The organism is Trebonia kvetii, from assembly GCF_007827045.1.
In the GTDB taxonomy this organism is placed as follows: Bacteria; Actinomycetota; Actinomycetes; order Streptosporangiales; family Streptosporangiaceae; genus Trebonia; species Trebonia kvetii.
On the sequence record NZ_RPFW01000004.1, the window covers coordinates 364,825 to 380,777 of the forward strand.

The 15,953-nt window shown below is 71.4% G+C and carries 13 protein-coding genes; 5 read left to right on the top strand and 8 right to left on the bottom strand.

Annotated features, from left to right (window positions below; genetic code table 11):
- Positions 1 to 31: 31 nt before the first annotated feature.
- Positions 32 to 910 carry an SGNH/GDSL hydrolase family protein gene (locus EAS64_RS21630; protein WP_145855452.1) on the bottom strand — a complete coding sequence of 293 codons (879 nt, stop codon included), beginning with the start codon at positions 908 to 910 and terminating at the stop codon, positions 32 to 34.
- Positions 911 to 953: 43 nt separating this feature from the next.
- On the bottom strand, positions 954 to 2,090 hold the full coding sequence (locus tag EAS64_RS21635; protein WP_145855454.1) for a glycosyltransferase family 4 protein: 1,137 nt from the start codon (positions 2,088 to 2,090) through the stop codon (positions 954 to 956).
- A 145-nt stretch (positions 2,091 to 2,235) separates the two neighbouring features.
- On the opposite strand from EAS64_RS21635, the gene EAS64_RS21640 reads away from it, so the two are divergent.
- Positions 2,236 to 3,267 (top strand): LLM class flavin-dependent oxidoreductase, encoded by a 1,032-nt coding sequence (locus EAS64_RS21640; protein WP_246115801.1) that lies wholly within the window; start codon positions 2,236 to 2,238, stop codon positions 3,265 to 3,267.
- Between the two features lie 106 nt (positions 3,268 to 3,373).
- On the opposite strand, the gene EAS64_RS21645 is transcribed toward EAS64_RS21640, so the two are convergent.
- From EAS64_RS21645 to EAS64_RS21660, 4 genes are all read right to left on the bottom strand, one after another.
- Complete coding sequence (locus EAS64_RS21645) at positions 3,374 to 4,375, bottom strand: ABC-2 membrane transporter-related protein (RefSeq protein WP_145855456.1); 1,002 nt, start codon at positions 4,373 to 4,375, stop codon at positions 3,374 to 3,376.
- Positions 4,372 to 5,319 carry an ABC transporter ATP-binding protein gene (locus EAS64_RS21650; RefSeq protein ID WP_145855458.1) on the bottom strand — a complete coding sequence of 316 codons (948 nt, stop codon included), beginning with the start codon at positions 5,317 to 5,319 and terminating at the stop codon, positions 4,372 to 4,374. The genes EAS64_RS21645 and EAS64_RS21650 overlap by 4 nt, the downstream gene beginning before the upstream one ends.
- Positions 5,316 to 5,726, bottom strand: a complete 411-nt coding sequence (locus tag EAS64_RS21655; RefSeq protein ID WP_145855460.1) for a GntR family transcriptional regulator — start codon at positions 5,724 to 5,726, stop codon at positions 5,316 to 5,318. The genes EAS64_RS21650 and EAS64_RS21655 overlap by 4 nt, the downstream gene beginning before the upstream one ends.
- Before the next feature lie 93 nt (positions 5,727 to 5,819).
- A complete protein-coding gene (locus EAS64_RS21660) occupies positions 5,820 to 7,667 on the bottom strand; it encodes an ArnT family glycosyltransferase (protein WP_145855462.1) in 1,848 nt (615 codons plus the stop codon).
- A gap of 236 nt (positions 7,668 to 7,903) precedes the next feature.
- Here EAS64_RS21660 and EAS64_RS21665 point away from each other — a divergent pair, with 236 nt between their 5' ends.
- Positions 7,904 to 12,037: a PDDEXK-like endonuclease domain-containing protein gene (locus EAS64_RS21665; protein WP_145855463.1), complete on the top strand. Its 4,134-nt coding sequence runs from the start codon at positions 7,904 to 7,906 to the stop codon at positions 12,035 to 12,037.
- 96 nt (positions 12,038 to 12,133) lie between these two features.
- Here the strand turns inward: EAS64_RS21665 and EAS64_RS21670 are convergent, their stop codons facing one another.
- Complete coding sequence (locus tag EAS64_RS21670) at positions 12,134 to 12,694, bottom strand: hypothetical protein (protein WP_145855465.1); 561 nt, start codon at positions 12,692 to 12,694, stop codon at positions 12,134 to 12,136.
- 70 nt (positions 12,695 to 12,764) lie between these two features.
- On the opposite strand from EAS64_RS21670, the gene EAS64_RS21675 reads away from it, so the two are divergent.
- Both EAS64_RS21675 and EAS64_RS21680 read left to right on the top strand, forming a co-directional pair.
- Positions 12,765 to 13,412, top strand: coding sequence for a cysteine hydrolase family protein (locus EAS64_RS21675; protein WP_145855467.1), 648 nt, complete (start codon positions 12,765 to 12,767; stop codon positions 13,410 to 13,412).
- 49 nt (positions 13,413 to 13,461) lie between these two features.
- A complete protein-coding gene (locus EAS64_RS21680; protein ID WP_145855469.1) occupies positions 13,462 to 13,863 on the top strand; it encodes a ricin-type beta-trefoil lectin domain protein in 402 nt (133 codons plus the stop codon).
- Between the two features lie 32 nt (positions 13,864 to 13,895).
- On the opposite strand, the gene EAS64_RS21685 is transcribed toward EAS64_RS21680, so the two are convergent.
- Positions 13,896 to 14,282 carry a DUF3054 domain-containing protein gene (locus EAS64_RS21685; protein WP_246115802.1) on the bottom strand — a complete coding sequence of 129 codons (387 nt, stop codon included), beginning with the start codon at positions 14,280 to 14,282 and terminating at the stop codon, positions 13,896 to 13,898.
- Between the two features lie 190 nt (positions 14,283 to 14,472).
- On the opposite strand from EAS64_RS21685, the gene EAS64_RS21690 reads away from it, so the two are divergent.
- Positions 14,473 to 15,597: an amidase gene (locus tag EAS64_RS21690; protein ID WP_145855471.1), complete on the top strand. Its 1,125-nt coding sequence runs from the start codon at positions 14,473 to 14,475 to the stop codon at positions 15,595 to 15,597.
- Positions 15,598 to 15,953: the final 356 nt, after the last annotated feature.

The following is a 15,953-nucleotide window of genomic DNA, read 5'->3' on the forward strand; positions in this document are numbered from 1 at the left end:
CCCCCACATTGTGGAAATGCCAGGCGGGGGCCTATTCCGCGACGGGCTCCGCGGCCGGCACCTCTCTGGACACCGGGGCCTCTCCGGCGTCCGGAGACGCTCCCGGTACCGACGCCTCTCCCGTCACCGGCACTGGCCGGGCGGCCGCCGTGACCGGCCATTCCTGCGGCGGGATCAGAGCCTCACGCGCGGCCATGAACAGCATGTAGGGGATGAGGTCAATGGAGCGGCGCAGGAACCACTTGGTTCCCTTGGTCGCCATCCACAGCACGTCGTCCCTGCGGGTCGGCGGCGGGCTCGTCGGCTCGGCGCCTGGCCGCTCGGTCACCGGCGCGCCCGCGGCGTCCAGCCGTTCCCAGAAGCGGCAGGCCATCAGCCGGTGCCCGCGCTCGTTCGGGTGCAGCCGGTCCACCGACCAGTTGCGCTTGTCGTAGGTCTCCGGGTCGGTGGACGCGTCCCAGTGCAGGGTGCCGTAATGGGCGGCGATCCTGTCGAGCTCCGCGTTGACCGCCCGCATCCGCCGGGAAAGCGGCCGCGCGAGACCCGGCGGCAGGCCAAACATCTGCGCGGGATCGGGCAGCCGCATCGTCAGCACGGTAGCTCCGCTCGCGGTGAGCGCGGCCACCGTCCGCGCCGTGGCCTGGCCGGTGCGCACCGGGTCGAACCCGGCCCGCAGCGTGTCGTTGATGCCGACGACCACGCTGGCGACGTGCGGCCGCAGCAGCAGCGCGGTGGGCAACTGGTCGCGCTCGACGTGCTTGGCCTGCGCGCCCTTCGTCGCCAGGTTGTGCAGTTCCGGCTTCGGCAGGCCGGCGGCGAGGAGGCTGGCCCAGCCGCGCCAGCCGCCGCCCGCTGCCGGGTCGCCCATGCCTAGGGTGATCGAGTCGCCGAGCGTCACGATTCGGGTCATGCCTTTACCTGCCAAGGGGACGGGGGTTGCCTGCTCATCGCGGTCATGCGGCGAGCCGCGCGGGCACGGCGTCCGCGCCGGTGACGGCCGCGTAGTGGCCGAGTAGCTCGTCGGTCAGCGCGGACCAGGTCCTGCTGAGCACGCGCCGGCGCGCCGCCTCGCCGAACCGCTCGCGCAGCGCGGGGCTGGCCGCGAGCCTGCCGACCGCCGCGGCGAGCTCGCCGGGCTCGCCTGGGGAGACCAGGTAGCCGGTCGCGCCGTCGTCCACCAGGTCAAGCGGACCACCGGAGGCAGGCGCGACCACGGGCAGGCCGCTCGCGGACGCCTCCTGGATCGTCTGACCGAACGTGTCGAACGGCCCGGTGTGCACGAAAACGTCCAGCGAGGCGTAGATCCGCGCCAGGTCGGCACCGTAGCGCATGCCGAGGAAGGCCGCCGATGGCAGCGCCGCCCGCAGCTCCTCCTCCATCGGGCCGCCGCCGGTGACCGCGAGCTTCACCCCGGGCAGCGCGGCCACGGCGGCGAGCAGGTCGACTCGCTTCTCGATCGCGAGCCGTCCCACGTAGCCGACGATCACCTCGCCGCCTGGTGCGATCTCGGCCCGCAGCCGATCGTCGCGCCGTGCCGGGTGAAACCGCTCGGTGTCGACGCCGCGGCCCCACAGCCAGACCCGCTCGAGCCCGTGCGTGTCGAGGTCGGCCGCGGTCATGCTGGACGGGGCGAGGGTGCGGCTCGCCGTGTTGTGGATGTCGCGCAGCCAGCGCCAGGCGAACGCCTCTGTCGCCCGGCCGAGGTGATAGGCGCGCGCGTAGCTCGGCAGGTCGGTCTGGTAGACGGCGATCATCGGCAGGTGCTCGGCGCGCGCGACGCGTGCGCCCCACGCGCCGAGCGCGACCGGGCTCGCCAGGTGAACGACCTCGGTCCCGTGGCGCACGATCGCTTTGCGCGTCCGCGGGGTCGGCAGGCCGAGCCGGAAGGTGGGGTAGCCGGGCAGCGGAACAGAAGGCACGCGCTCCACCGGGTACGGAAACTCGTCGTCAGCCATGGCGCGGCTGGATTCCGGCGCGATGACCAGGGGATGGTGCCCCTTGCGTACGAGGTTTTCCGCCACGCGTACCACGCAGTGCGCGACCCCGTTAACGTCAGGCGGGAACGACTCCGTAATGATCGCGATCCTCATGTCTTCCAAGATCGCCATACGGTGTTCGAATTCAGCCACGACGCCGTTACACAGAAACGAACGCTTCATGAAGGCTTATCGCCCCTGAGTCGGCAACCTGCATCCCCGTGGAAGAAGTGGCCCTTCTGCGGTGTTGTGCGAAGGCGTGGCTGACGTTATTACTCCCCTTACCCTGGCCGGCGTTCCGCTGGGCGTGCTCGACCTGGCCCCCGTCCCCGAGGGATCGACCGCCGGAGACGCGCTGCGCGCCACAATCGACCTGGCGAAGAAGACCGAGGAACTCGGCTTCACCAGGTTCTGGGTCGCCGAGCACCATGGCATGCCTGGAGTTGCCAGTTCCTCGCCCCCGGTGCTGATCGGCCACATCGCCGACGCGACAAGCACCATCAGGGTCGGCTCGGGCGGCGTGATGCTGCCGAACCACTCCTCGCTCGTGGTGGCGGAGCAGTTCGGCATGCTCGAGGCGCTGCACCCCGGCCGCATCGACCTCGGCATCGGCCGCGCCCCCGGCACGGATCAGGCGACCGCGCAGGCACTGCGGCACGGCGGCCCGGACGACTTCCCGCGCCAGCTAACCGACCTGATCGGCTTCTTCACCGGCCAGTGGCCGGAAAAGCACCCATACCGGCAGGTGCACGCGATACCCGGCGAGGGCGACGGCCCCGACCTGTGGCTGCTCGGCTCGAGCGGCTACAGCGCCCAGGTGGCGGGCGCGCTCGGCATACCGTTCGCGTTCGCGCACCACTTCATGCCGCAGAACACGCTGCCCGCCCTCGACCTGTACCGCAAGTCGTTCCGTCCCTCGTCGGCGCTCGACAAGCCGTACAGCATGATCGCCGCAGGCGCGATCTGCGCCGACACCGATGAGCAGGCGAAGTTCCTGGCCGGCGCCTCCGCGCTGTCCTTCCTCAAGCTGCGTACCGGGCGCCCGGGCAAGGTGCCCACCCCGCAGGAGGCAGCGGACTACCCGTACTCCGACGTGGAGCGCTCGTTCATCGAGGACCGTCAGTCCACCCAGCACATCGGCGCGCCAGACACGGTGCTCGCGGGCCTGACCGAACTCATCAAGACCACCGAGGTCGACGAGCTGATGCTCATCACCCAGACCCACGACCCGGCCGACCGCCTTCACTCCTTCAACCTGATAGCCGCCGCCGCCCGCGCCGCAACCGCCTAACGCAGCCGCATGGCATGGTTGCCGCACCGTATGGGTGCGGCAACCATACGGCCATAGGCGTATGGTTGCCGCAATCATCGCCCCGGCGTCTCCGGGCCGGGCTGGGTTAGGCGTCGCGGCGGTTGATGACCGCGAACGCCACCGCGATCAGCACCGCGGCGAGGGCAATGAAGATGCCGGACTCGATGAACTGGAACGGCCAGTACCTGGCGGCGGGCTGATAGGTGATGTACTGCGAGTAGCCATGGCTGGTGAGGCAGGGGAAGAGCTGCCTATTGACGTGGGATCCTCCGTCCGTCAGGTACGCGTGGCACGCGGCGGGGACGTCGGCGACGGGAAAGCCGTTGCCGACGATCTGAACCGGGCCGCCCGGCATGGTCAGCGGCCCGTTCGGACCGCGGACCCCCTGGCCGAGGATCCAGGCCGCGCCCTTGGGCGGCAAGATGATGTCCTGGCTGATGTTGTAGACGTCGGTGACCGGCGTCATGTAGTGCTGGCGGACCCAGCCCATGATCATCAGCCGGACCCCGAAGAACACGCCGAGGGTGACGCCGAGCGCGGGCAGCACCCGGCGGATCAGCGTGCCCGCCGCGATGCCGAGCGCCATCGCGAACAGCGAGTAGGCGGCGGGCATGATGCCCTGCACGTCGAAGGTGCCGGGGCTGAACTGGTTTGATGCCACGGTGTTCCGCGGCCCCGCCCACCAGGTGACGAGCGCGCCGACGGCGCCGCCCCAGGCGACGGCGGCGAGCAGCAGCCACCCGGTCTTGACGGTCAGCCAGCGGCGCCTGGTGACAGCCTGGGTCCAGGCGAAGTGGGCGGTGCCTGTCTCGACCTCGCGCGCGACGGCGGGTGCGCCGAAGAACATGCCGAGGAGGGCGGGCACCGCGAGGCTGAACTCGACGACGGCCCCGATCAGGCCGCTGCCGAGCGAGGCGTTGTCGCTGGGGAACCGGCAGGTGTTCGCGGCGAGGCACGCGCCGAAGTCGGCGTGGAACTGGCGGGCCATCGCCAGCCCGGTGATCACGACCAGCACCGCGAACAAGCCGATCAGCACGCCGGTAATGGCGGTCGATCCACGATACTGCCGCCAGACGAGCCAGCTCACTGTTCTTCTCCAACCGTCGAAAGGTGGGCGTAGGCCGCCGGTGCGGCGGCGCCCATGTAGGCGAGCACCAGGTCCTCGAGGCTGATGTCCTCGGCCTGGTAGGCGGGGTCGATGACGGGGCCGCCGCGCCGGATGACCAGCGTCGTCTGGCGTGGTGTCCGGGTGGCGTGCACGATGGTGTGCGCCCGTTCGATCGGCCCCGTGTCCTTGGACGGCCCGACGAGCACCGTGTGCTCGGCGAGAAGCTCGTCGATCTCGCCGCAGAGCTGGACGCGGGACTCGGCGAGCAGGATGAGGTGGTCGCAGATCCGCTCAAGGTCGACGATCAGGTGCGAGGACAGCACGATGGTGAGCCTGCCCTCCGCCTCCGCGAGCGCGGAGGTCAGCGTGGCTAGGAAGTGCCTGCGGGCCAGCGGGTCGAGGGCCGCGACCGGCTCGTCAAGTAGCAGCAGCCGTGGCCGCTTCGCCAGCGCGAGCGCGAGGCCGACCTGCGCCCGCTGACCGCCGGACAGCGTGCCGACCGCGCGGTCGAGCGGTACGTCGAGCTGGCGCAGCCTGACCCGCGCGGACGCGCCGTCCCATCGTCGGTTCAGGTGCGCCCCGGCCCGGAGATGGTCATCGGCGGACAGCCGCCGGTACAGCGGAACGTCCTGCGCCAGGTAGCCGATGTCCGCGAGGAACGCGGGATCCTGCCGTGGCACGCCGCCGAGCACGTGCGCGGACCCGCCGGTCGGCCGGGCGAGCCCGGTAAGCAGCCGCAGCAGTGTGGACTTGCCCGCGCCGTTCGGCCCGACGAGCGCGCTGATTCGTCCCTCGGGCACGGTGATCGTGCAGTCGCTCAGCGCCGTGCCGCGCCGGTAGCGCTTGGTCAGCCCGCTGGTCTCGATCGCCATCGTCTCGACCGCCGCCGACTCGACCGGCACTGGCTTTATCGCCGCGCTCATGCGGTCTCCCCGTGCCGGTCGGAGACGGCGGGGTCGGACGCCTGCAGGGTGACACGGAGCAGCGATTCCATCGACTCGTCGTCGAGCCCGGCCTCTCGCGCCTCATAGACCCAGCGGGCCAGGGACCTGCCGAGCCGCGAGTGGGTCGTTGGCGGGGGACCGGCCGGCCGCCGCAGCACGAACGTGCCCTGCCCGGCCCGTGCCTCTACGAGACCCGCGCGTTCCAGGTCGCGATACGCCTTGAGCACCGTGTTCGGGTTCACTGCCACCTCCGCCACCACCTCTCGCACCGTCGGGAGCTGGTCGCCAACCTCAAGCAGGCCCATCCGCAGCGCCTGGCGCACCTGCTGGACGAGCTGCAGGTACGGCGGCACCCCCGATCGCCCGTCAACCCGGAAGCTAATCATCTACCTACACTCCTAGTGTCTTAGTCGCATAGTACTTTAAGACACAAAGAGGCGGCCCGTCAACGACGGGCCGCCCCCGGCGAACTGAACCCGCTAGCCCCCGGTCACCCGGCGAACGGTGAGGCCGTTGCCGAAGTCCTTCACGAGGACCGAGTGCGCGTAGGCGCCCTGCAGGGCGGGCATGCCGGCGAGGGTGCCTGGCGACTGCGGCTGAAGGATGATGTAGTCGATGGACTTCCAGCCGTCTGGTGCCGTCTGGGGGTCGATCTTCCAGATCCACAGCGGGTTCAGCCCCTGCCGCTTCAGGTCGACCCACAGGTAGTCGTCGACGGCGACCGTGTCGCCCTTGGCCACGTTCTTCTCCGCCCAGCTGGCCGCCGCCAGGTAGGGGGCGTCGCCGTTGGCAGTGGAGTTCGTATTCAGCTGACTTACCCAGGACGGCACGGCGATCGCCGCGAGCAGCAGCGCCACCACCGCGACGATCCCCTGGCCGAGGTAGGGACCCCGCCAGCGCCGGGCGAACGCGGGCAGCGAGCCGCGGCGCCGCGCCAGCCAGTCAGGGTCGGCCACGTCCCACAGCGTGTCCGCCGCGCCGCCGATCGCCAGCGCCGCGAACGGCAGCATCCCTGTGACGTAGAAGAACGGCAGGTAGCCGCCCTTGACAAGCACCAGGATCTGCAGCAGCAGGGCGACGGCGAACGGGCGCAGCCGCCGGGAGAGCAGCAGCGCCAGGGCCGCGACGAAGCCGGCGATGAGCAGCCACGGGTCACTGCTTACCCAGCCGCGGGCGACGGCGTAGGTACCGCTGTTCGGGTCGAGCAGGCTGCCGCTGCCTGGCCTGGTGAAGAACTGCCACCACAACGTGTCCCACATCAGCGGCAGCTGACCGCGCTGCAGCGCGTAGATGGGATAGAGCGCCACGATCACGCATCCGGTCGCCGCGAAGACGAGCAGGTGCCTGACGCGCCGGGGGAGCCTGCCCAGCGTGGCGGGCCCGGGCAGCAGGGTGCCAGGATTGCGCAGCAGCCCGCGAAGTCGTGCGATCTCAGCGGAATGCTGACCAGCGAAGGCCCGGAAGTCGGGCATCCACACCGGCGCCGCCTCCGCGCCGCCCTCGGCTGGCGTGCCAGCGTCGCCAGTGCCAAGGCCGCCCGTGCCGGAAGCGCCCGTGCCAGGGACGGCCGCGCCCAAGTCAGCGTCGTCCTGGACTCTTGCTCCCGTCGCGGAGGTCGTCCGCCCCGCTGCCGCCACCGCGGCCCCGTCGACAGCACCGCCCCCGTCCGCGCCGGTGTGCTGCCAGAGCACCCAGGCGATCACCGGCAGCAGGAAGAGCGCCGTCTCCTTGGACAGCACCGCGATGGCCGCGCAGGCGCCGGCCAGGCACGCGCGGCCCCAGCCGCGGCGCGGCGACGTGGCGGCGACAAGCGCCGCGAGCACCCAGACGGTCGCGATGTTGTCCAGCGAGACGAGGCGGTGGAAGAACTGGCCGAGCGGGCTCAGCCCGAACAGCACGACGGTGATCGCGCTCGTGGTCCGGCGCATCCCGAGCCGACGGCACAGCACGTAGAGGAGCACACAGGCGGCCAGGGTCAGGCACCACATGAACTGGCGGCCGACGAAGACGGCGGCCGCCACCCGGTTGAAGCCGTCGGTCAGCCAGCCGAACAGCGCGATCTGCACCCAGCCGAGCGGCGGGTGGTCGTACCAGTAGCTGTAATGCGTGATCGTGTGCTGATGGACGATCGCCCAGGCCTGGGCGACGTAGGTGCCCTCGTCGTCATCGACCCGGCCGGGCCAGCCCTCGAGGTTCCACGCGGTCGCCAGGCCGACGATGACAAGGAGCCCGGCGAGCACCGCGGCGCTCACCTTGTGCCGGGCGAAGCGCGATGCCCGGGGGATCTCCACCCGAGCCGTGCCGATCCCGCTCTCAAGCGACTGCATCTGGCTGAGTAATTCCTTTGGTCGAGAGAAAAACAAAAGCCAACGAATGCCGTAAAGCTACCGGAAGGCACTGCTCACCGGGATGCCGACCACGATCACGAAGTCACCACGATGCCAAGGCGGCGGACCGCCGGGCACAGTGCCGTTCCCGCCGCCGTTTGCGCCGTCGGAAGCCGGGTAGTTGGGACTCCCCTAGGAGCGCGCGCCGCGGCGCGCAAGACCGCGGAGGACCGCGCGTGAGCGAGCCGAGCCAGCGCCCAGAGCCGATCCAGCCGGTGCTCACCGAGCCCGTCGACGAAAGCCCCGTTGATGTAGGCGAGGCCAGACGGCTTGCCCTGGTCGCCGCCGCGCAACGGCAGTGGACGGACGCGCTGACCGATCTGGGCGGCCGCAACACGCTGCTGTACTACAAGGACCGCAGGGCAGGGACGCTTGACCTGGCCGACGCCGACCCGGATGCCGTCGAGCGCTTTGAGAAGAGCGGGCACATCAGGCTCACCAAGCTCTTCGCCGACGCGGACATCAGGGCCGACGCCATCCGGCGCATGCAGGCGATCTACCGCAAGGCGCGCGAACTGCAGGAGGAACGCGGCATCAAGGCCGGCTACCTGGCCACCGGCCTCGCGCGCTGGGACGAGCTGTTCCTCGAGCCGGCCGCACCGGTCCTGCTCCGCCCGCTGACGATCGCGCCGACCCGCGCGCGGTACGACGACTTCGACCTCACGCTCGATGACGACACCGAAGTCAACCCCGTCCTGCTGCACAAGCTAGGCACCGTGTTTGACGCGGTGATCGACAGGCCTGCGCCCGACAGGATCGCGGGCCAGCTGGCCAAGGCCGCCCGCGACACGGAGATCCCGGGCTTCCGCATCGACAAGCGCAAGGTCATCGGCACCTTTACCTACGCCAAGCTGCCCATGGTGCGCGACCTGGAGGCGGCGGGCGACCTGCTCGCGGACAGCGACCTGGTCGCGGCGATCGCCGGCGACCCGCAGGCGCAGCTGGCGGTCGCCCCCGACGCGGCGGTGGACGCCGAACTGGCCGAACCCACCCTGGCCGGCATGACCGACCCGGTGGCCGACTACTCCATCCTCGACGCCGACTCCTCGCAGCGCGCCGCGATTGACGCCGTCCTCGCCGGCCGGAGCCTGGTCATCCACGGGCCGCCGGGCACCGGCAAGTCGCAGACAATCGCCAACCTGATCGCCGCGATGGTCGCCCGCGGCAGGAAGGTGCTTTTCGTGGCGGAGAAGCGCGCCGCGATCGACGCGGTGCTCTCCCGGCTGTCCGTCGCGGGCCTCGCCGATCTGGTCCTCGACATCCACGAGGGGGCAAGGGACAGGCAGCGGATCGCGGCCGGGCTCGGCGTCACCCTGGACCAGGCGGTCCGCGCGGCCGACCCGGACACCTCCGCGCTGCACCGCAGGCTGACCGACAGGCAGCGCCGCCTCGCCAGGCACACCGCGGCGCTGCACCGTCCGCACGAGCCATGGCAGCTGTCCGCCTACCAGGTCCAGTCCGCGCTGCTCGGCGTCCCGGACAGGGCGCGGGTCGCCACCAGGCTGGCGGCGCCGGACCGAATCACTGCCGAGCTGGCCGAACAGCTACGCGACGAGCTCCGCGAGTTCACTCGCCTCGGCGGCTTCGAGGCCCACCCCGGCGCCACCCCCTGGTTCGGCGCGCCGCTGCGCACCCGCGAGGAGGCCCGTGCCGCGATCGACCTCGCGGTCACGCTGAACACCAGGACGCTCCCCGAGGCGATCACCCGCCTCGCCGCCGCCTGCCAGGAGCTTGACCTGCCCGCCAGGGACCTGCTGTCCAATCATCGCGAACGGACGCGGCTGACCGAGATTTTCGCCCGCACTCACGATGCGGAGCAGGGCAAGCACAGCTTCCTCGACCGTAGGGCGCTGCGCCGCCAGGTCCGCGCGGAGTGGCAGGCCCTGCCGGGAGTGGGGCCGGACAGCGAGCCAAGGCTGCCGCGGGAGTACCCGGCGCTCGTGCTCAGCTGGCGCGAATGCGGTCGCCAGCTCGCGGAGCTCGCCAGGCTCGCGCCGTTGTCCGGCCTCGACTCTGATCCGGACTCCGCCGTCGCGGCCCTGGCCGCCGACCAGGAGACGCCGTGGCGGCTGCCCCGGCTGTACAAGCTGGCCAGGCGGTTCGCCGACCTTGGACTCGGCCCGCTGCTCGACGAGGTCGCCCCGCTGGCCTCCGAGCAGCTGGTCGCCGAGCAGTCGCCCGCGGTGGACCCGGCCACCGCGGGCGGCTTCGGCGGCGGTGCCATGACGGCATCGGGTGACAGCGCACCCGACTTCGTCGCGGCCGCGTTCGACTGGGCGTGGTACCGGGCGATCCTCGATGACATCCGCGTCGCCGATCCCGACTACGCGGCCGAGGGGGGAGGCGCGCTCGACGAGCTCGCCGACGACTTCCGCCGCTACGATGCGGAGCACCTCGGCGCCAACAGGGCGCGGGTGCGCGGTGCCTGGGCTCGCAGGCTGCGCGAGACGGTTGACCAGCATCCGCTGCAGGCCCGGGTGATCCGCAAGCAGGCGGCGCTGCGCCGCGGGCACCTGCCGCTGCGTCGGCTCCTCGACCAGGCCGGTGACGTGCTGTTCGGGCTCAAGCCGTGCTGGGCGATGTCACCGCTGATGGTCAGCCAGGTGCTGCCGCTCGCCCGGCTGTTCGACGTGGTCATCTTCGACGAGGCCAGCCAGGTGGTGCCCGCCGACGCGATCGGCTCCATGATCAGGGCGCACCAGGTGGTGGTGGCGGGCGATGACAGGCAGCTGCCGCCCACCAGCTTCTTCCACCAGATCGATCCCGGTGACCCCGAGGACGACGATCCAGACGAGGGCCTTGTCTCGCTGCGGGCCGGCTTCGAGTCGGTGCTCGACGCGCTGCGGCCGCTGCTCCCGACCTGCCCATTGACCTGGCACTACCGCAGCAGGGACGAACGGCTGGTGGCGTTCTCCAACGAGCGGATCTACGGCGGGGCGCTGACCACGTTCCCCGGCGTGGCCCGCGACGACGTGCTGCGGCACGTCGTGGTGGGGGAGGGCGGCGACGGGACCGCCGACGAGGTCACCGAGGTGGTCCGGCTCATCCTCGAGCACGCGAGGACCCGCCCCGCAGAATCGCTCGGCGTGATCGCGCTCGGCGTCAAGCACGCGGAACGCATCGATACCGCACTGCGCGACGCCCTGACCGCGGCCACCGCCGCCCCCGCGTCCCCGGCGCGACTGCTCACGTCCGCGGCGGCACGGGAGCTCGAGTCGTTCTTCGCCGAGGACGTGCCCGAGCCGTTCTTCGTCAAGAACCTGGAGCGCGTGCAGGGCGACGAGCGGGACGCGATCATCATCTCCGTCGGCTACGGCAAGCACCCCGACGGGCGGATGCGCTACCAGTGGGGCCCGCTGCTGCGCGACGGCGGCGAGCGCAGGCTCAACGTCGCCGCGACCCGCGCGCGGCGGCGCCTCACCGTAGTCAGCGCCTTCTCCAGCCACGACGTCGACCCGTCACGACTCAGCGCGCCCGGCGCGCGGATGCTCGCCGAGTATCTGGAGTACGCCCGCGCGGGCGGCGTCCCGGTCGCCGCGGCGGGCTACGCGGACGCGGACGGCCAGCCGCAGGGCGGTGCCGGCGGACAGGGGGCCGACGTGGCCTTCCAGACGGACGTGGCGGCGCGGCTCAGCGACCTGGGCATCACCGTGGTCCCGCAGTACGGCGTCGGCGGGTACCGTGTCGACTTCGCGGCGTCGCACCCCGACGACGCGTCGCGGATGATCCTCGCCATCGAGGCCGACGGCGCGGGCTACCGGGACTCGGGCGGCGTACGCGACCGCGACCGGCTGCGCAAGGAGCACCTGGAGCGGCTCGGCTGGCGCGTGCACCGGCTCTGGTCAACCGCCTGGTTCACCGATCCGGAGGGCGAACTGGCGAAGCTGCGCCGGGCCTTCGACTCCGCCGTCCGCGCCGCGCCGCCGCCCCCACCCGAGCCGGAGTCCGAAGCCCCGTCAAGCACCGGGACCGTCGACGGCAACGAGGCCCTCGACGGCACAGGCACCCCGGCAGGCCCCACGGCCGCGCCGACGGCCAGGATCGAGCCCGAGCCCAAACCCGATCCACTAACGGGTGCCTCATCGTCGCCCGGGGGGACGCGTGCGCCCGAGTCCCGGCAGCCCGACGCGGAGCCCTGGCAGCGGGACGAGGAGTCGTGGCCGCGAACCGGCGACCCCCGCCGCGCGATCCCGCTAGGCCCAGGCGAGCGTCGGCAACTGGGCGGCCCCGCGCCCAGGGCCCTCCCCGTCTCCGGCAGCACCACCGGCCTGCGCGCCCTCCCCTCCGCCAGTGACCCCCAGGACAGCTGACCCCTTTACGTCCCCCCGCGCCCGCGCCGCAGGCGCCGGGTACGGTGGAGCCGCCTGCACCCGGTCGCGGCCCGGTGGGCCGCCCAGCCTGGGACGTCAGGATGAGCCCGGTTCCCCGGCCGCCTGGCCCGCGGGATCCGCGCTATTCGCCGCCGCCCGGATTTTCGGCGGCGGCGAGGCCGGCGGGGGCAGTCCGCGCTTGCGCGCCACCTCCCGGAGCACGGGCAGTGCCGCGAAGTAGCTGCCCACCACCGAGCTCGCGGTGACCCCGACATCGACCGACACCCGGCCTTCCCTGGCCCAGTAGACGTCCTTGAGGTCGAGGAGCAGCGCGAACTCATCGACGATGAGCGCGAGCCCCGAGCCGTAGGCGATCCCGGTGACCGGGTGACGGCGCAGCTTCTCGTCGCCGCGGACGGCGACCGCGCCGACGCCGGCGAGCAGGCCGATGCCCCACATGTAATGGTGCAGGTGCTCGCCGCCGACGCTCAGGTTCTTGAACGGACCGTTGCCGGCCCTGATGGCGTGGGTAATCCCCCGCACCCCGGCGAAGGTCCCCGTGAAGGCCAGCCAGCTGATGAGCGCCGACTGCTGCCCGGTGTCGAGCTCACTGCCGAACGCGTCGCGTATATCCGCGATCACGGAACGTTTCCCCATTCCCGGCACGATACGCCGGCCGGAAACTGGATGTTAGGTTGAGTCGAGGCACTGACGAAGGAGTACCCCGATGGCCAGCGACCTGTACGCACTGCTCGTGGTTGACATGCAGAACGGTTTCTGCCACCCGGACGGCTCGTTCGAGAGGATCGGACGCGGCTGCGAGGGCGCGATGGACGCCGTTCGCAACGCCGCGGTCGCGGTCGGCCAGGCGCGCCGCGCCGGGGTTCCCGTGATCTTCACCAGGCACGTGTACCGGCCCGGCCGCCCCGACGAGGGCGCCGCCCTGATCGGGAACAGCCCCGAGCTGGCCGGCGTGTCCGGCCTCGCCGTCGGTACCTGGGACGCCGAGGTCTGCGACGAGCTCGGCTGCGCCCCCGATGACCTCGTGGTGGACAAGGTCCGCTTCGACGCCTTCCAGTGGACGTCGCTCGAGCCGCTGCTGCGCGGCCTTGGCGTCAACGCCCTGATGATCTGCGGCGTGGTCACGAACATCTGCGTGGAGACCACCGCCCGCTCGGCCTTTATGCGCGACTTCGCCGTCACACTGCTCGCCGACTGCTGCGCGGCCAAGACCCGCCGCCTGCACGAGCTGTCCATCGAGGTACTCAGCAGCTACGAGCTCGCCGAGATCGCCAGCGTCACCGACGGCTTCGATGCGGGAAACCCCGCGGGCACCGCCGGCCGCCTCCCGTCCCCGGTCTTCGCCTCCGCCTGACGGTCAACCCGCCAACGCCGTCGTCACCAGACACTTCCTGCTGTTCAACGTGGGCCTGCAAAAGTGCGCCGTGCAGAACGGCACCCTTGACCAGCTTTACCTGACGACCTGTCCCGATGCCTCGCGCACCGACATCAACCACTCCGCCCTGTGGATCCAGAACACCTACGGTCAGATCGTCAACATGCACAGCGACTTCTGCATGATCGTGACCGGCGCGACGCCTGGTTCCGGCGTCTGGCTCACCGGCCCGACAGCCGCGGGCAGCGGTAAATGCACCGATGTCACCGTCGACGAATGGAATTTCGGCAGCGAAGGTCCGGATTTCCAGTTCACGAATGATCACAGTCACCTGTACATGACCGGGAACTCGTCGGGGGGGCTGACCCAGAACAACCAGGGAGACGCCAACCAGTACTGGGCTGAGCTGCCCACCAACTCGGCGAATTAGGAAGACCTGACCTCTCGGCCCGCGTCGTGGCGTTAATGCGTGGCGACGCGGGCGAGCAGGCGCCAGCCGAGCAGGAAAAGGCCGAGAAAGGCGAGCGCCACCACGATGAACGCGGCGGCTGTGCCCTGACCGGAAACGACGCGCAAGATCATGCCGAGCGCCACGGTGCACAGCCAGACCGCGAGGCCGCTCGGCCGGATGGCGAGCGGTCGCCGCCAGGCGCGCGACGCGGCCCAGCCGGCCCCGAGCCCGCACAGGAACGGCCAGGAGGTCGACGCGATCCCGGCGATGGTCTCGCCCTGCGTGTGGCTGGCGCGCCCGATGACCACGAAGATCAGCACGCAGCAGACGTCGACAACCGCGGAAACCCTGGCCAGGCGCATGCCCGCAAGCTTAGCCGCGGCGGTGAAACCGATCATCCGCCAGAACGTGTGCGGGCTGACCCTGGCCGCGCGTCATGGCACCGGTGGGGCGGGAGCAGGCGGAGCCGCGCACTCGTTCGGGGTAGCGGAAAACAATGGCGGCGGATACCCGCATATCTGCGTATTTGGGGGGTGCGCTTGGATCTTTGCTTATCTGATTTTCAGGTAACGGGGCGATCATGGGGAGATGGGTACCTGGGTGATCCGCATCGCCGCCGGTGCGGAAGACAACGGCGTCGGCCCTAGGCTCGCGGTCAAGGACTGTATCGATGTGGCGGGGCTGCCGACGACGGCGGGCTGCCCCGTGGTCGCGGAGATGGCAGAACCCGCCAACGCCGACGCGATGGTCGTCGCCTCCGCTCGCGCGGGCGGCGCCAGGATCGTCGGCAAGACCGGGCTCACCGAGCTGTGCTGGTCGGCGAACGGCATCAACCACTGGTCGGGCACGCCGGTCAACCCGCGCGACCCGAGGCGGCTGGCAGGCGGTTCGTCGAGCGGTTCCGCGGTGGCGGTCGCGCTCGGCGAGGCCAACGTGGCGCTCGGCACCGACACCACCGGCGGGGTCAGGATTCCCGCGGCCTGCTGCGGCGTGGCCGGCCTGAAGACCGGCTACGGCAGGGTCTCTGTGAAGGGCGTCTACCCGCTCGGGCCGTCGCTCGACACGGTGGGACCGATCGGCCCGGATGTGGCCGCGCTCGAGCTCGGCATGCGGCTGCTCGAGCCGGGGTTCCGTGTGCCGGACGCGCCGGGGGGGCTCATCGCCGGACGGATCGGCACGCCGCCGCTCGGCGGCGGACCTGACCCGGCGGTGGACACCGCCGTCGACCGCGCCCTGGCGGCGGCCGGTGTCGCGGTGACGGCCGTGCCCGGCTTCGACGCGGGCGCGGCGCTCGCCGCCACCGGGGTGATCACCGACGCCGAGGGATTCCGCTGCAACGCCTACCTGATGCCGTACCTGCGGCAGCTCAGCCCGCACGTGCAGCGCAACCTCGAGCGCGGCGCCCGGCTGACCCGGACCGACCGCGCGGAGGCGGACCGCTGCAAGACCGCGGTGCACGAGGCGTTCGACGCGCTGCTCGCCGACTTCCCCGTGCTCGTCCTGCCGACGCTGCTCGGGCCGCCGCCGCTGCTCGGCGGGCACAGCTACCCGCTGACCGCGCTGACTGCCCCCGTCAACCTTGCCGGGCTGCCCGCGCTGTCGCTGCCGGTGCCCGCGCCGGACGGCCTGATCGTGTCCATGCAGGTGATCGGGGCCACCGAGGAACAGGTGCTCGCGTTCGGACGCGCTGTGGAGAAGGCCGTCAGCGGCTGAGACGGCCGCCGGTTCGCCCGCCCGGCGGGCCGGGGACCGGGGCGGTGCGCGACAATAGGCGGATGCACATCGCGCCTCTCACGCCACAGGAGTGCCGACGGTGCCCGGGCGGGACGGGGGGCGGCGGTGGTCGCGGCGCCCAATGGGCCGTGATCGATGCTGCTCAGCGTGGACTTGGTCGAGAGTGCCTGCTGCGGTGGCGCGGGCGCTGCTACGCTTCCGGTCACGCTAGTCATGCGCGTCGGATATCAACGCCTTTGCGGGAGGCGCGCGGCCGGGGTACGGGGGTCGTCGCTGTGGAAGACATCATCTTCCGTCTGCCTTGGACCGGGACTGCCCGGCTGCCTGACGGTGGA

Coding starts and splice junctions, on each gene's coding strand:
- EAS64_RS21630 (WP_145855452.1), bottom strand. CDS start 910: ATGACCCGAATCGTGACGCTCGGCGACTCGATCACCCTAGGCATGGGC.
- EAS64_RS21635 (WP_145855454.1), bottom strand. CDS start 2,090: ATGAGGATCGCGATCATTACGGAGTCGTTCCCGCCTGACGTTAACGGG.
- EAS64_RS21650 (WP_145855458.1), bottom strand. CDS start 5,319: ATGAGCGCGGCGATAAAGCCAGTGCCGGTCGAGTCGGCGGCGGTCGAG.
- EAS64_RS21655 (WP_145855460.1), bottom strand. CDS start 5,726: ATGATTAGCTTCCGGGTTGACGGGCGATCGGGGGTGCCGCCGTACCTG.
- EAS64_RS21660 (WP_145855462.1), bottom strand. CDS start 7,667: ATGCAGTCGCTTGAGAGCGGGATCGGCACGGCTCGGGTGGAGATCCCC.
- EAS64_RS21670 (WP_145855465.1), bottom strand. CDS start 12,694: ATGGGGAAACGTTCCGTGATCGCGGATATACGCGACGCGTTCGGCAGT.
- EAS64_RS21675 (WP_145855467.1), top strand. CDS start 12,765: ATGGCCAGCGACCTGTACGCACTGCTCGTGGTTGACATGCAGAACGGT.
- EAS64_RS21685 (WP_246115802.1), bottom strand. CDS start 14,282: ATGATCGGTTTCACCGCCGCGGCTAAGCTTGCGGGCATGCGCCTGGCC.
- EAS64_RS21690 (WP_145855471.1), top strand. CDS start 14,473: ATGGGTACCTGGGTGATCCGCATCGCCGCCGGTGCGGAAGACAACGGC.